This is a genomic window from Alistipes sp. An54, assembly GCF_002159375.1.
GTDB lineage: Bacteria > Bacteroidota > Bacteroidia > Bacteroidales > Rikenellaceae > Alistipes > Alistipes megaguti.
The window spans coordinates 77,732-93,026 of the sequence record NZ_NFIA01000002.1 but is presented as its reverse complement, the minus strand read 5'-3'; the positions used below and the strand labels follow the sequence as shown (position 1 = coordinate 93,026).

Below are 15,295 nucleotides of genomic sequence, written 5' to 3'. Positions count from 1 at the left end.
CTAATAATCCTCCTGTTTCGGCAGCCGGGCCAGCGCCTCGGCCGCACTCAAGATGTGTTCGTTGCGGGTGTCGCCGGTGATATGGCCGTCACGCAGTGTGATGTTGCGGCTGCTGTATTGCGCAATCTCGGGGTTGTGTGTCACGAAGATGATCGTGCGCCCCTCGGCGTGGAGCTGCTGGAAGAGTACCAGCACCTCGAAACTCGTCCGTGTATCGAGGTTTCCGGTGGCTTCGTCCGCCAGGATCACCGCCGGGTTGTTGACCAGCGCCCGCGCGATGGCCACACGCTGCATCTGTCCGCCCGACATCTGGTTGCTCTTGTGCAGGAGCCGGTCGCCCAGCCCCACGGCCTCCAGCGCCGCGATGGCCCGTCGCCGCCGTTCGTCGGCCTTGCACTGCGGATTGTACATCAGCGGCAGTTCGACGTTCTCGATGGCCGTCGTCTTCGGCAGCAGGTTGTAGTTCTGGAAGACGAAGCCGATCTTGCGGTTGCGCAGCGTCGCCCGCTGGTTCTTGTCCATCGTGCGCACCGACACCCCGTCGAGGTAGTATTCGCCCGAGGTCGGCGTGTCGAGGCATCCCAGCGTATTGAGCAGCGTCGACTTGCCCGATCCCGAGGTGCCCATGATCGTCACGAACTCCCCCTCGCGGATCGTGAACGACACGCCGCGCAGGGCGTGGACCGTCTCGTCGCCCACCTGGAAATTGCGCCGGATCTGCTCCAGCCGGATCACCTCCCGCTTCTCATTCCCGTCCATGGCATTCTCCGTTTTATCCTCGTTCATCTGCGGTTGTGACCCCTATTTCTTCTTTTTGTCCGATCCCGGAGGCGACGGCATGAAGGGACTGCGTTCCGTCGTGGGGGCCTGTGGCTGCTGGGTGACCGCCGTCAGCTCCACGGCTACCGTATCGCCGTCGGTGAGTCCTCCGGTGATCTCCGTCAGATCGCCGCTCGCGGCTCCCGTCGTGACCAGGCACGGCTGCAACTCCCGGCCGCGCATCACCCACACCTCGCGTTTGCCCGGGGCCGAGGTTGCGCTTCCTCCGACGGTCACGCCCACTTCGCCCAGCAATTCCGCATCGGGCACGAAGCGCAGCGCCTTGGTCGGCACGGCCAGCGCCTGCTCCTTCTCGAGCGTATAGATCGTCACGTTGGCCGTCAGCCCCGGTTTGAGCTTCAGGTCGGGGTTGTAGGCCGTGATGACCACCTCGTAGGTGACGACGCTCGATTCGGTCGTCGCCTCGAGCCGCACCTGCTCGACCGTTCCGCTGAACATGTCGTCGGGATAGGCGTCGACGGTGAACTCCACGCGCTGGCCGTCGGCCACCTGCCCGATATCGGCCTCGTCGACATCGGCGATGACCTGCATCTGCGTCAGGTCGTTGGCGATGGTGAAGAGTGTCGGGGTCTCGAAGCCTGCCGCGACGGTCTGTCCCTCCTCGACGGCCCGGCTGATCACCACGCCGTCGATCGGTGAGGTGATGGTCGCGTAGCCCAGGTTGCGCTCGACCTTCACCATGGCCGCCTTGGCCTGGTCGTAGGCCGCCCGCGACTTCTCGTAGAGGTACGAGGCGTCGTCGTACTCCTGGTCGCTCACCAGCGCCTTCTCGTGCAGGGCCTTCGTCCGGGCGTAGTTCTTCGTCTGATAGTCGTACTCGGCCTTGCAGTTGGCCAGTTCGGCCTGTGCCGACTCCAGCTCGGCCTGCAGCGTCACCTTGTCCATCTCGGCGATCAGCTGGCCGGCCTTCACCACGTCGTTGTAGTCGACGTAGAGGCGGTCGATGATGCCCGAGACCTGTGTGCCGACCTCCACCTCGGTGACCGGTTCGACGGTGCCGGTGGCCGTCACCGAATTGCGGATCGTAATGCGGCTCGTCGGCGTGGTTTCCAGCGTGATACCCTCCCCTTTCGAAGGTCGCAGCACCAGCCACAGCACAATGGCTGCGATGACGACCGCCGCCGCAATCAGGATTCTTTTCCGTTTCATCTTATGTTGCTTGTTTTCAGTTGATCGTACGGGTGCCGAGCCCCTGGTAGATGTTCAGCAGCTCGATGTTCAGCAGCGCCATGTACTTGGCCTGCAGCACCTCCTGACGTGAGGAGGCCCATTCGTTCTGTGCCGTGATCAGTTCGACGGTGTTCTTCACGCCGAGGTTGAACTGCTCCTGCGTCAGGTCGAAACTCTCACGGGCATAGCGCTCCTTCTCGGTGGCGGCGCGGTACTGCGACTGGGCCGAAAGGGCGTCCAGGTAGGCCGATTCCACCTCGCGCAGCAGCGTCTTCTGCAGATCCTGCCACGAGAGGCGGCTGTTGGCCTCCTCGAGGCGCGCCTTGTTCACCGCCGTACGGTTGCGGCGGTTCGAGAAGATCGGCACGCTCAGCGTCAGACCGAGATTCTCGTTGAAGCGGTTCCAGATCTGGCTTCCGCTTTCGTATCCGCCGTTGGACATGTGGCCCGTGCCGATGCCGGCGGTAAGTGAAACGGAGGGATAGAACCCGGCCCGGGCCTGCCGAATACCCAGCTCCGCAGATTCGACGGCCAGTTTGCCCCGTTCGATTTCGGGCATGGCCTCCAGTGCCGTTGCATAGATTGCGGCTTTGGCGGGCAGGGACGACAACACCTCACTCTTTTGAATGGCAGGCGCGGCAAGGTTCATCTCCTCCGTTATGTCGAGCTCCAACAGCTGTTTGAGCTGAAGCCGGTAGTTGTCGAGTGTCGAGCAGGCCGTGGTGACCTGATAGAGATCACTCGCATATTGACTTTCGAGTTGTGCCAGATCGACCCGACTGATCGATCCCGCTTTCCAGAGCTCCTCGGCTCGGTCGCGCTGGGCGCGGGAGACTTCGGCCGTATTGCGGGCCACTTCGACCGCCTCGGCGGCATAGAGAGCCTGCAGATAGGCCTGCACGATGGCGATGCGGATGTCGTTCTCGGATTCGGCCACCGTGAGGGCGTCGATGCGGTTCTGCAGTTTCTGCTGGCGGACCGCCGTGCGGAGTTTGCCCCCTTCGTAGAGTGTCAGACCGGCATTCACCCCATAGGTTCCCGTATAGGTGTTGCGGTCGGAGACGTTCGTCGAGGGATAGTTCGTGAAACCCTGGGTCGTGGAGGCTGTCAGCGACGGCAGCATGGCGGCTTTGGCCTCTTCGGTGTCTTCGAGCCCCGAGAGGTAGTTGTTGCGGCTCTGTCGGAGCTGGATGTTGTTCTCCAGGGCGTAACGCAGACATTCGTTCAGGGTCCAGGTCTTCGTCGCCGAGAGCGTGTCGGAGGCCGGTATCGTTGCTGTAGGTTCACCGGTTGTGGCAACGGTGTTGCCGGCATGTTCCGTCGGACGTTCCGCCGTTCCGGAGATACTGTCGGTCATCACGACTACGGGGCTGTCGGAGCCCTCACCGGGCGCTGCGGCGGCTATTCCGACTGCCAGCATGAAGCAATATGTCAACACGATTCGTTTCATTCAACTTTTGCCTTTCGGGTTTTGCCTTTCGGGGCTTGTCTCTTGTTCGGTCACAAAACTACATCTCGCGTTGCAGGCGCACAATTAAATTGGACGAAGCGGTGGATTTTGTCGACGAAATGTCTTGTGTGGTCGTTTAACCAATCTCTCGGAGCATCTTTTGCCGGGGGGGGACTTCGTCCGGCATGAAAATAAGGTCTGCAACTACCGTGTTCGCAGGGCATGATCTGGACTGAATTGTAAAAAAAATGCAGAATAAGGATGAAAAATTTGGAGATTGACATTTTTTCGCTACCTTTGCACTCGCAATCCGCCAGAGAGCGGTCATGCATGCGGAAATAGCTCAGTTGGTAGAGCGCAACCTTGCCAAGGTTGAGGTCGCGGGTCCGAGTCCCGTTTTCCGCTCCAGAGGGGAGCTCCATCCTTGCCGCCTATGACCGCCTGATCCAGGAGAACAGGACGCCGACCTACTTTGCCGTCAAACAGTTGCTGGGCTCGGCCTCTTCGAGTCGGATGCTGTTGGCAGAGTTCGGCAAATACTGCGAAAAACGGCAGCAGGAGGTAGGCACCCGGATCACACAGTTCACGACCAACAAATACCACCGCCTGCTGCGCTACATGACCGAATATATTCGGCAGGTGTACGGCAAGGAGGACCTTCCGCTGGAGACGATTGACTACGCCTACGTCGATGGATTGAACACCTACATGCATACGGCCTACAACTGCCACAACAACGGAGCGGTCAATCTGCTCTGCTGCCTGAAGAACTTCATCCTCTATGCTATCCGGAACGAGTGGATTGAGAAGATTGTGATATTTGTGATGTAAGTCCGTTATTACCAGTCTTTCGTATAGTCGCCATAATACAAAGCTGGAACATTGGGGTCAAATACATTTCCATTCGGGTTATGAGAAATATATACGCCATACATGTATGTACCGTCCATCCCGTCGGGTTCAAAGACCGTTAATGCCATACCAATTATAGCGCCCCATTGTCCTTCGTATTCACCCTGAATGTTCGTAATAAGGTCGCCGAACATAAGCATATTGTTGGCGCTCCAGCCCAACATCCGCCATACCCAAAGATTCAGCGTACCGATTGCCTCCGTATTGAATGAGCTGGATACGGAATAAAAGGGTACGGCGAACGCTCCGTATTGCGACTGCTCCAGTCCGGCAATCGGTTTCCTCGGATGATTGTTCACGGGGAATACCATACCGTTCATTTCGCCTTCGTCCTGGTCTATCACTCCCCACGGGTCGAGAATCTGCACATCCTCGTTTTCGCTCATGTATCCCGACCATGCGTAATCGAGGTATTTCCCGACCTCGATGCCTCCGGTCGCCTCGGTGTCCCAGAAATATTCGGTGGGCTCCTCGTAGTCCGCCAGCGTCAGTAGCTTGTCGGGCATCGCTTCGCGCATGGCCTTGATGAGTTTGGGATAAGAGGTCGTATTCATAGCCGGCATACCTTCGACCTGTCCGTAACCTGCATTCCGGTCGAACAGGTTTACGCCGTCCAGTTCGTACAAATCCAGACAAGCCTTGACCTGTGCCACGAAGTCTGCAATCTGTGTATCGGTCAAGTTGCAGAAGCCCAAACCCGTATTTCCCCCTTCAATCGAAAGGCAGACCTTGCGGCCCTTGTCCTGCAAGGGTCGGATATGCAGATCGGCATGTTCCAGCACATAGCGGATATCGGAATTCAGAATCAACTGCGCCCGGCCCGTAGCTTCGTCGTATCCGATTTGTACGGTGCGCAGATTGACGATATTTCCATACGTCTTCTGCCACACGGTAGGCATATCCGGAGACATCAGGTCTTCTTTCGAAATAACCCATACATCGGCCAACAACGGCGAATAGTCGGACGTATTGACATAGAATACCGTCGTGTTTTCGGTATCCAGCTCGTAATCGCCGACTTCGAGCCCCCGAACCTTGACAGCGTAGAAAAGCGTGCCGCCGTTCTCGGACGGTGCGACCTCTTCCGACGAAATGCTGATAGGCGCCAGATAATTCCCGGCAGTCAGTCCGTCGGCTTTGAACGTCACCTTGATTTTCTCGGACGTCTTGTTCCCCGCCGGAATCGAAAACTGTCCGTTATCGGCGATTTCCACATTGGTGGCGGGCATCGTCAGGAATTCCGTACCGTATGTAGAGTTGTATTCCGCGACTTTCGATTCGTCCGATACCGCTTTGACCGTTACCGCTTTCTCGGCAGGGCGGGTTAGTTGGCAGTAAATCGGGTCGAAGGTCGTTCCTGTGCCTTCCGTCAAACGAACGACAGCACGCTCCACCGATGAATACTGACTGCGAATCAATACGTTCGTATTCTCCAGCAACTCGTCGTCGGGCAAGTTGCCGCGCATGGTTTCCACGGGGTCGGCCTCGCAGGCCGCAAGGCCCGCGATGACCGCCGCGGAAAGAAGCGTCACTACTCCATTTTTAATATTTATCAGTCGTCTCATATTTATTCCTCCGTTTCATTAATTTTCGGAATTTCGATACCGTCGGGCCAAACGATGTCGGTCTCGGCCACGCCGTCATTACCGTACATCGAGTAGTCCTTGACGGTATTCCCGGCGCCCTCGTTGAATTTCCAGTAACCCAACAGGGTCGGATCTGTCTCGGGATTGGCAATTTCATACATGTTCTCCCAGATCTGCTGCTGCGTGCGGGCCACGGACCAAACACGCGCCTCGGCAATCTTGCCGTTCAGCGGACGGTAATCGTCGTAGGAACGGCCAATGAAGAACTGGTAGGCATCGCCGAAACCGCCGTACTTCTTCTCGTTGTCCGGAGTCGGATTCTTCAGATAGAAATCATAGAGCGCACGCATGGCCAGGTTGATGCGCGTATCCTCGCTCATTGAGGTAAGGCCCATTTCGGTACCCTCGCTCTGCAACTCGCCGTTGACATAGACGCAAACACGACGGGTTGCCTGGTCGTAAGTGCAGGCCACATGGTACCATTGTCCGGCCGAAAGATTTTTCGTGGCATTTCGCTCGGGGAACTTGCCGAATTTCGAACCGGCACCCGAACCGTCGAACTGCAACTGTTGGCGCTCAAAATTCGTGTCGCCGATACGAAGCAGGAGGTACTGCTCGACACCCATCACCGAAGAGATATTGACGGCATTGGTGTTCCCGTCGGAGGTGACGGTCGAAGTGGCAAACTGGTCAATGTAGATCAGCGCCTCATAGGTCACGGCCGTCAAGCCGTTCCACGCGCTGCTGTTCGCACCGTATTTGTCGAGCGTCGGGAAGTTGATCCAGTTGCCCGCGCCGAGCTGCGCCGCGACGGTGATGTTCGACGAACGTTTCACCACGTAATAGACCGTCGAGGAGGTCGCCAGCGTCGGGACCGACGACTGCGTGATCGTCACCGGCACAAGGTAGGTTTCGTCCAGCGGCAGAGCCCCGGTCTGCCCGGCACCCTCACCCAGCAGGTTCTGCAGATGGAGCGTGAGCGTCTCGGAGGTCGTCTTGCCCGCGGCAATCGTCGCGGTTTCGGCCGAGAGCGCATAATACTTCGCATCGAGCATCGGCCACGACGTGCCGTAGCGGGCATTGTAGCGCTCAACCAGCGACGGATCGACCGTCACGGAGAGCATCACGTCCTGATCCGACGGATAGGCCAGCGTCGCCGCGAAGGTCCGGTCGAAGACATCGAGCGTATTCTTGATTGTTGCCGCCTGCACCTCGGAGGTCTTCGCCACGTCGAGGTAGACTACGTTGCCGAACTTGTGGTCGTCGGCCGAGTAGTCGGTGCAGGCCGTCTGGACTGCAACCATTCCGATGCAGGCCAGCAACAGCATATTTTTCCGTGTTTTCATGGTTCACTATTTGGAAGGGTTCAACAGTTGGATGGCATCGCTCAGCAGCGGGTAGTTGCGCTCGACATCGTAGTAGTCGTTGTCGATATCGTATGCGGCCAGTCCGCACAGGGGGCCGAGCGATACCACACGTTCGGCCATCTCCGTAATGGCTACGTGCTCCACGCCCTCCTCATCGTTGAGCGGAGCACTGGCGGCTGCCGCGAGGAGCAGCTTCTCCGCAGGGACGGCAGCATATCCGGTGGCGTTTTCCACCTGTAGTTTCAACTCGGTGGCATTGGTCGTCGTTTCCGTATCGAGCACGAAATAATCCACTTTCGCCCGATCCGCGTCCGCAACGAACAGCGGATTTCCTTCGAAGACGAGAACCTGACCGTCGGTTTTCGCCGCCGACAACTTCGATACGATGAGGGCTGCGGCTTCAGCACGTGCCGGAACGGAGGCGTTGGGAATACCCGTGAACGAATAACCGTCCAATCCGTTGGCGGCGACAGCGGCGATGACCTGTTCGAGATAGGCCCCGAGTTTCGTCGCGTCCGACAACTCCTCGGAACGACCGGCATAATCCACCTGATAAAGAACTTTTATCCCTTTTTCCCGCATGACGGACATATCTTCTGCATCATACTTCGAAAAATTGTCGGCATTGGTGAGCGATACGAAGTCGAGCGAGTCCGGAAGACAACGCATGAAATCTTTCTCACTGGTCGCCGGTTCGGGTGAATTGTGCAGGCGGGCATAAATCAGAAAATGCTCGCTTTGTTTGTATTCCCTCAGTGCCGCCGTATATTTGGCCCACAAAGCGGGATTCTGTCCCTGGGGACGTTCGACATTCTGGCCGATCGGCTCCGCATCCGTCCAGTCGCTGCACGACATGAGGCCGGCAGAGAACGTCAACAGACAGCAACCGAGTAATCCGATGATATTTATACGTTTCATATTTGTTTTATTCATTTAAGTTGCGACGATCCCACCAAACCCGGGTGCCCATGTTGTCACCCGAACCTTCGGAGGCTTCCGAATCGAGTTTCGAAACGGCATCCTGCAAATTGACGGGATTCTCCGTGTACTCTTCCACCGGATACGGCAGCCTGCGTGCTCCCTTTTCCGAATCCACGGCTCCGCCGCTGTTGTTCACCACCACGGGAAGCAGACGCGGATAACCCGTTCTGCGGTGTTCCGTCCACGCTTCCGTTCCCAACGGGAAAATAGCTATCCATTTCTGCGTGATGATGCGTTCGAGGTTCCGCTCTTTCACATCTTCGCCCGCGCCCGTTTCCCACGCAATCGTAATCGTACTTTGAGGAGTGCCGACGGAGTGCTGGTTCAGAGGGTCTTTATAGGCTGCCGGCCGGCTCGTAGCATCGGCCACGTAGGCATCTGCTCCGGAGGCGCCCCGCTCCTCGAACGAAAGGCGGATAGCCTGCTCGTAGAGCGACTTCGCCGTTTCCGCAGAGCCCCAGCGCAGTTCGTATTCGGCCCGGAGGAACGTCACTTCGGCGGCGTTCATCCACAGATAAGGGTCGGTACTGGTCACCAGCATGTTCGAATACGACGAAACAGCGGTCGATTTGCTCGTGACATTGATGCCGATACGGATACCGGCGTAACCCTGCACCTCCTGACCGTCTTCGACCAGTTTGACCGTCGTGAACATCTTTTCGCGCCGGGGATCGTTATAGCCGTTCATGTAGTTGATGATGTCGGCACCGACGCGATGGTCGCCCCAGTCGTTGTAGATCAATGTCGTGCGGTTGTCCGTCGTGTGCATGGAGGCGTTGTCCGCATTGGCTTCGATCACTCCTTCGGCAATCGCCTCCGCAGCTTTCGACTTAGCCGTAGCCTCGTCTACATACGACAGGCGCATCGCCATGCGGAGTTTGAGCGAATTGGCGAACTTCAGCCATTGAGAGACATTGCCGTAGTACACGGCATCGTACCGGGCGAAGGCATCGGAAGGAAGCGTCAGGTTGTCCTTGAAGGCGGCGATTACCTCGTCCAGCTCCGCGAACATCTGCGTATAGACCTGCTCCTGCGTGTCGTAAGCCACCTCGAGCGATTCGGTCTTGTTGGCCATGATCTGCGTGTAGGGAATCGGGCCGTAGGAATCCGTCACGCGATGCATGATGGCTATGCGGAATAACTTGGCCAGGGCCTGCGCCACGGCGTCGTCCGTACCGTTGACAATCGCACGATATGCCGGATAGGTATCGGAAATCATATCCACGAAGGGAACTTTCCGCCAGTCGGCCGAAGGATTGTAATTTTCGAACGTCGCTTGCCATGTATCCACCGTTTTGCCGTTGTAGCCGGCATACGGACAGCCGACGATACTTTCGACAAACTGGAAACGGTGCTCTTCCGTCGGAACGACGAGCCCCTGCAAGGTTTTGATATTCGTTCCTACCTTGTAATTGTTCGCCTGCAGCTGGTCATCGGTCACTTCGTTGGGATTGCGATTTATATCCTCGAAATCCCCCGTACAGGCAGCCAGGCCGAGCAGCATTCCCGAAAGCAGCAACAGCTGCATCTTGTTGTTCATCTTTTTCATGGTCTTGCTGTTCTTTAGAATTGGAATTTCACGTTAAAGCCCAGATTGCGCATCGAAGGCATCATAAAATAGTCGATACCCTGATAGTTCAGACCTGTCGAGGCCACGGCTTCAGGGTCGAAAGGCGCCTTGCAGTAAATCATCCACAGGTTGCGGCCCACGAACGAGACGGTCATACGCATCTTGTCGCGGAACCACTTCGTCGGAAGCGTATATCCCAAAGACAGCTCCTGCAAACGGACGTTCGTCGCAGAATAGGTGTAATATTGCGGCAGACCGGACTGGGAACCGATGACCTGATACCACTTTTGCGCATCAATCATGTCCCGGCCGTTAATCAGCACGCCTCCGGCATCGCGGGCTGCGGCCGAAGCCTCCGAAACACCGTAAAGGTCCATGTTCGCCTGCGTAGCGGAGTAACAGATGCCGCCGATGCGGGCCGTAAGCAGGACGCCGAGGTTGATTCCCTTGTAATTGAAATCGTTGCGCCAGGCAAGATTGTACTTCGGGAATACGGAACCGAGGTAAATGTCGTCCAGATAGTCGTCCTTGACGGCTACGTTTCCGTTCTTGTCCACCTCGATATAGCCGTCTTCGTTATACACGAGGTCGGAATTGGTGTAAAGGTCGCCCAAAGTCCCGCCGGGCTTAAGAATGTATTTGGCCTTGCCGAGACCTTTGATTTCCAGACGTTCTTTCGTGATGTACTCGCCGGTTTCAGGATGTTTGTAGTTATGGACGAGTTCTACGATTTCGTTCTTATTCCATGAGAAGGTGAAATTCGACGACCAGCCGAAGTCGCGCCATTGGTTCTGATAACCGAGCGATGCCTCGACTCCCGTATTGCGTACGTGTCCCGTCTGGAGGTAAATCGTCGAGTAACCCGACGATACGGAAATCTGCGGGTCGAAGGTCTGGTTGTAGGTATCGGCCCAATACCACGATGCGCTCAGGCTGATGTGTTTCCAGAAACGGGCGTCCACACCGAGCTCATACGTGCGGGTACGCTCCGGATAGAGGTCGCCGATGGGATAATGCGTTTTGGCTGCCCAGACCTTGTTCGTAGCATCGTACTCATAGGTCGGGACGGTCAGATGACGCGGAAACGGCATGCCGACGGAAGCTATGGAGCCGCGAATTTTCAGGTAATCGACAGCGCGTCCCATATCCCAGAGCGACGAAGGAACCCACGACAGGCCGACCGACGGATAGAAGAACGACGACTGCGGCGAGTTGGCAAGCTGCGAGGCCCAGTCGTTACGTCCCGTAACGGTCAGATAGAGCATCTGTTTCCAGCCCACTTCGACCGATGCGAAGATGGATTGCGTCTGTTCCTGCCATCCCGATTTTTCGGCGCGTTTTTTCGCATCGTCCAAGTCGAAGACATTGAACACGTTCGGCAGTCCGTTCTCCTGAATCGGGCCCCGGTAGCTCAGCATGTCGGTTTTGATATTGTTGATGGAAGCACCGACGTTGGCCTGCAGCGACCAGTCGTCGCCGAACGTCTTGTTGATATTGACCATCACATCGGCATAGGTCTGCGTATCGTATTCGCGCTGCTCGGTGTAGTGGCCGTTCTTGCCGCCATCCGTAATCGTGGTGTTCGACGAGGCGTAGAGCTTCTGCGTGTAGAGCGAATTGGCATTGTCAATCCTGACGCGCCCGGCCACATTCAGCCACGGAAGAATGTCGTACGAAGCCGAAAAGGAGAGCAGGTAGCGTTTCTTGTCCGTATTACGCAGGTTGCGGTAGGCAATCCAGTAGGGGTTCTGCATGCGCAGGTCACCACCCTCGAGGTCTGAAGACCAGAACTGTTCCATCAGTTTCGAGGCCGGATTGTAGCGCTCGAAGATTCGGTAGGCATCGAAATCCGTTCCCCGCGGGAAGAGGTAGGCCGGGACCAGCGGGTTCGAATAGACACCCTGGTTGGTCATGTTCTGGTCCTGCTGGTAGATGTAGCTCGCCGAGGCGTCCAACCGCAGCTTGTCCTTCAGAAAATAGGTCGTGTTGCGGAACGTGAAGTTGTAACGGTCGTACTCGTTGTTCGGAATGATACCGTCCGAATTGACCGCTGCGGCCGAAAAGTAGGTCTGGTTCTTGTCCGTGCCGCCCGAGAGCGTGAAGGCGTTCGTATAGACATGGCCCGTCTCGAAGAAATCATTGGGCGTATAACCGGTTTGCGCAGCCGGGGTAAGCCGTTGTCCCCAGCTGTAGACGGCGGAACCCGCGCTCGAACCGTTCAGCCCCGTGCCGTAGCGGTTCTGGAACTCCGGCAGCACGAAGGGATTCAGAAACTCCGTATTGCTCGAGAGCGTCACCTTCAGGGCGCCGGCCTGTCCCTTTTTCGTCGTAATCATCACGGCACCATTCGCCGCATTCGAACCGTACAGAGCCGCGGCCGCAGCGCCCGTCAGCACCGAGATCGACTCGATGTCCTCCGGGTTCAGATCGGCGATGGACTCCGTGGCACCCTTCGAATCGAACTCCGTGCCGCCTCCGCCGCCGAAGTTGTACATCGGAATACCGTCGATGACGTACAGCGCGTTCGACGACTGCGAGATGGACTTGTTACCGCGCAGCACCACCTTCGTGGCACCGCCCACACCCGACGACGAGGCGTTGATCGTCACACCGGCCACCTTGCCCGCCAGCGAATTCATGAAGTTGGCGTCCTTTACGGTGGTAATCTCCTCGGCTCCGACCTGCTGAACATTGTACGAAAGGGCCTTCTCTTCGCGTTTGATGCCCAGGGCCGTCACCACGACCGATTCAATTTCCGAGGCCGATTCGCGAAGCGTCACCGCGAACGAAGTCCGCGAGCCGACCGGAATCGTGGCCGTTTCGTAGCCCAGGTAACTCACCTCGAGAGTCTGCGAGGCCGCCGGGGCGGGCACCTCCAGCATGAAGCGACCCTCGGCGTCGGTCGAGACACCCAGCGTTGTGCCACGCACAATCACCGAGGCACCGATAATCGGTTGCCCGGAGGCATCGGTCACGCGACCGGAGACCGGCACCGGCCGTGTCGCTGCAGCCTGTTGTTTATAAATGAAGATGCTGCGTCCATCGATATCGTAACCGATGTCGAACGGAGTGAACAGTTGATCCAGAACTTTGGTGATTAATTCATTCGAGACATTGATACTCACCTTACGGCTCTCCAGATCTTCCACATCCCGATTGATGAAAAGATACCGTGTTTGCGCCTTGATCTTGTCCATCGCCTGCTCCAGGGTCGCATTTTGCAGATTCAGCGTGATACGGGCAGTCTGGGCCTTGGCCGTAAATAGGGCACAGCTCAGGCAAACAAGTAAGGCAAGTCGAAACAGTCTTCCGTTTTTTTGGGCGAATCCTGTTTTTTCCATACTTTTGTAGAATTAAGGATAATAGGTTACTGAGTTTTAAGTTGACTATTATCTGCGGTCTGCGGATTCCTCCAAATCTGCAGACCTTTTTCGTTGGATAACAGTCTGGGAGTTTTTTGATTTATTTTCTCATAGGCATTTCTTTTTAAAGGCACAATCTGGATAAATCGTTGCCAAATTCACAATCACATTATCTAATCACAATCACATTCGACTTTTCATCACGCGTATAGGTAAACCCGGTGGATACGAGCTGGACCACGTGCAGAGCATAATCCACCCCATCCGAAATACGTACCTCTCCGCTCATCACGTTAATCTGCGGCATGGTTTCCCGCTCGATCTCAATCCGGACATCGAATGCACGCTCGAAGATGGCCATCAACTCATCGAACGGCATCTTCTTGAGATGAATCAGCCCTTCCGTCCAGCACAAATCGTCGAAATCAGAGACACGCTCCTTGTAAAGCCGGCCATGCTCCAGGACAACGCGGTCGTTCGGCTGCAGGATGATGGATTCGGCCGGATCCTTGCGGCTGGTCACCTTGACCCGCCCCTCGACCAGCGTGGTCGAGAACAGTCCGTTCCCGGAATCGGCCAGCACGTTGAATTTCGTACCCAGCACCTGGATCTCCGTTGCGAAGGTCTCCACGATGAACGGGTGCGCCGGATCGTGCGTCACCTCGAACAAAGCCTCACCCGAGAGTTTGACCCGTCGTGATTTGCTGGAAAAGACTACCGGATATTCAAGGGTCGTTCCGGCATTGAGCTGGACATGGGTTCCATCCGCCAGGGTCACCTGCATCCGCTGCCCGGCCGGTACGGATACAGACATCTCACGCGCTGTCAGCGAGTGATGGTAGACAACCTTTCCCAGGTAGGCGGCTCCGACTGCCACGATCACTGCAGCCGCCGTACGAACCGCATATCGTGCAATCCGGAGAAGGGTGCGACGGGGATTCGGACTTGCAGTGTCCGAAGCTGGAGCCGGTGCATAAAGGGCCAGCCCCGCGAAAAGAAGGTGTGCTTTCCGGAATTCCGCCCGGTTTTCCGGAGAGGCTTCCACCCAGGAGAGGATGCGTTCTTCCTCCTCCTGAGAGGTTTCGCCCCGAAAATATCTGAATAAAAGTTCCTGTTCCATGTACAATCAATCGTAATAAGATGAATTTTATCTGCTGTTCTATTATATAGTCGAGTGACGGGAACAATCCTTACCACCATTTTCCGGCGTTGTCTGCAAATAAATATTTTTATTAAATTCAATAAATATTTACAGAACTTAAACTTTTGAACGACAATGCATTATATAATTAACATGAGAAGCTATATTTTTTCTCGAAAAAATCTTAACTTTGAGATTTGAAAATCAACTTCCCGGACAAGAATGATTCAGCGAATGGAGATGCATGAGTTCGACAGGTTGTATGGAGAGTACAAGCCCCGCTTCATACTCATAGCCTGCTCCTATCTTCGGGACCGCTCCGCCGCTGAAGACCTGGTCACGGACTGTTTCATGCACTTCTGGGAAAAGCGGGAAGAGATTGTTCCCGTGACCGAAAATATTCCCGCCTACATCCTCGGCATGGTCCGGCATAAATGCATTGATGCCCTGCGTACGCGGCAGCAGCATCTGATGACACAACAGCAGATCTATCAACTCGAGATGCGCAGCATCCGGGAGAATCTGGCCGCTCTTGAGGAGTGTGATTTGGCCAAGATTCTCTTCCGCAGCGAGGTCGAGGAGATTTTTCATCGGCGATTGGCCGAAATGCCGGAACTCTCGGCCCAGATATTCATCGCAAATCGGTTCGAGAATCAGACCTATCAGGAGATTGCTCAACGCTATGGCATCTCGGTTCGGAAGGTTACCCGTGAGATTCAACGCTGCCTGAAACTCCTGAGAGAGGATCTCGGCGATTATCTTCCCATAGCCGTTCTGTTATTTCCCCATTTCCTTGACAAATAAAAAGGGACGGCCGAAATGTGATTATGATTTAGCAACGAATTTATCGTAAACTAATTCCGCAAGCCGTCCCTTATGTTTTCTTGACAAGAAATTCTATTCAGTGCATCTGAAG

Annotated in this window: 11 protein-coding genes and 1 tRNA gene; 3 read left to right on the top strand and 9 right to left on the bottom strand. The window is 56.1% G+C overall.

The window, feature by feature from the left end; translation table 11 throughout:
• Genes B5G09_RS02770 through B5G09_RS02760 form a run of 3 tightly spaced genes read right to left on the bottom strand, consistent with a single transcriptional unit; the run spans window position 1 to window position 3,460 of the window.
• Window positions 1–786 carry an ABC transporter ATP-binding protein gene (locus B5G09_RS02770; protein ID WP_275531977.1) on the bottom strand — a complete coding sequence of 262 codons (786 nt, stop codon included), beginning with the start codon at window positions 784–786 and terminating at the stop codon, window positions 1–3.
• A gap of 15 nt (window positions 787–801) precedes the next feature.
• Window positions 802–1,989, bottom strand: coding sequence for an efflux RND transporter periplasmic adaptor subunit (locus B5G09_RS02765; protein WP_087403954.1), 1,188 nt, complete (start codon window positions 1,987–1,989; stop codon window positions 802–804).
• 16 nt (window positions 1,990–2,005) lie between these two features.
• Window positions 2,006–3,460, bottom strand: a complete 1,455-nt coding sequence (locus B5G09_RS02760) for a TolC family protein (protein ID WP_241147547.1) — start codon at window positions 3,458–3,460, stop codon at window positions 2,006–2,008.
• 332 nt (window positions 3,461–3,792) lie between these two features.
• On the opposite strand from B5G09_RS02760, the gene B5G09_RS02755 reads away from it, so the two are divergent.
• Together B5G09_RS02755 and B5G09_RS02750 are read left to right on the top strand one after the other, a co-directional pair.
• Window positions 3,793–3,868 (top strand) — tRNA-Gly (locus tag B5G09_RS02755).
• The gene (locus B5G09_RS02750) at window positions 3,833–4,291 is read left to right on the top strand and encodes a phage integrase SAM-like domain-containing protein (RefSeq protein ID WP_241147546.1); all 459 of its coding nucleotides are present in this window, start codon (window positions 3,833–3,835) and stop codon (window positions 4,289–4,291) included. The genes B5G09_RS02755 and B5G09_RS02750 overlap by 36 nt, the downstream gene beginning before the upstream one ends.
• An 8-nt stretch (window positions 4,292–4,299) precedes the next feature.
• Here the strand turns inward: B5G09_RS02750 and B5G09_RS02745 are convergent, their stop codons facing one another.
• The 6 genes from B5G09_RS02745 to B5G09_RS02720 all read right to left on the bottom strand — a co-directional run bounded on the left by B5G09_RS02745 (window position 4,300) and on the right by B5G09_RS02720 (window position 14,121).
• Entirely contained in the window at window positions 4,300–5,937 is a 1,638-nt protein-coding gene (locus tag B5G09_RS02745; RefSeq protein ID WP_087403953.1) for a DUF1735 domain-containing protein, read from the bottom strand.
• 2 nt (window positions 5,938–5,939) lie between these two features.
• Window positions 5,940–7,304: a DUF1735 and LamG domain-containing protein gene (locus B5G09_RS02740; protein ID WP_087403952.1), complete on the bottom strand. Its 1,365-nt coding sequence runs from the start codon at window positions 7,302–7,304 to the stop codon at window positions 5,940–5,942.
• A gap of 6 nt (window positions 7,305–7,310) precedes the next feature.
• Window positions 7,311–8,243, bottom strand: a complete 933-nt coding sequence (locus B5G09_RS02735; RefSeq protein WP_087403951.1) for a glycoside hydrolase family 18 — start codon at window positions 8,241–8,243, stop codon at window positions 7,311–7,313.
• 7 nt (window positions 8,244–8,250) lie between these two features.
• Entirely contained in the window at window positions 8,251–9,855 is a 1,605-nt protein-coding gene (locus B5G09_RS02730; protein WP_087403950.1) for a RagB/SusD family nutrient uptake outer membrane protein, read from the bottom strand.
• Window positions 9,856–9,869: 14 nt separating this feature from the next.
• Window positions 9,870–13,073, bottom strand: coding sequence for a TonB-dependent receptor (locus B5G09_RS02725; protein WP_241147560.1), 3,204 nt, complete (start codon window positions 13,071–13,073; stop codon window positions 9,870–9,872).
• Window positions 13,074–13,407: 334 nt separating this feature from the next.
• The gene (locus tag B5G09_RS02720; protein WP_162608233.1) at window positions 13,408–14,121 is read right to left on the bottom strand and encodes a FecR family protein; all 714 of its coding nucleotides are present in this window, start codon (window positions 14,119–14,121) and stop codon (window positions 13,408–13,410) included.
• A gap of 492 nt (window positions 14,122–14,613) precedes the next feature.
• Between B5G09_RS02720 and B5G09_RS02715 the strand changes: the two genes are divergently transcribed.
• A complete protein-coding gene (locus B5G09_RS02715) occupies window positions 14,614–15,183 on the top strand; it encodes an RNA polymerase sigma-70 factor (RefSeq protein ID WP_241147545.1) in 570 nt (189 codons plus the stop codon).
• Window positions 15,184–15,295 lie beyond the last annotated feature (112 nt).

Coding starts and splice junctions, on each gene's coding strand:
- B5G09_RS02770 (WP_275531977.1), bottom strand. CDS start 786: ATGAACGAGGATAAAACGGAGAATGCCATGGACGGGAATGAGAAGCGG.
- B5G09_RS02765 (WP_087403954.1), bottom strand. CDS start 1,989: ATGAAACGGAAAAGAATCCTGATTGCGGCGGCGGTCGTCATCGCAGCC.
- B5G09_RS02760 (WP_241147547.1), bottom strand. CDS start 3,460: ATGAAACGAATCGTGTTGACATATTGCTTCATGCTGGCAGTCGGAATA.
- B5G09_RS02745 (WP_087403953.1), bottom strand. CDS start 5,937: ATGAGACGACTGATAAATATTAAAAATGGAGTAGTGACGCTTCTTTCC.
- B5G09_RS02740 (WP_087403952.1), bottom strand. CDS start 7,304: ATGAAAACACGGAAAAATATGCTGTTGCTGGCCTGCATCGGAATGGTT.
- B5G09_RS02735 (WP_087403951.1), bottom strand. CDS start 8,243: ATGAAACGTATAAATATCATCGGATTACTCGGTTGCTGTCTGTTGACG.
- B5G09_RS02730 (WP_087403950.1), bottom strand. CDS start 9,855: ATGAAAAAGATGAACAACAAGATGCAGCTGTTGCTGCTTTCGGGAATG.
- B5G09_RS02725 (WP_241147560.1), bottom strand. CDS start 13,073: ATGGACAAGATCAAGGCGCAAACACGGTATCTTTTCATCAATCGGGAT.
- B5G09_RS02715 (WP_241147545.1), top strand. CDS start 14,614: ATGGAGATGCATGAGTTCGACAGGTTGTATGGAGAGTACAAGCCCCGC.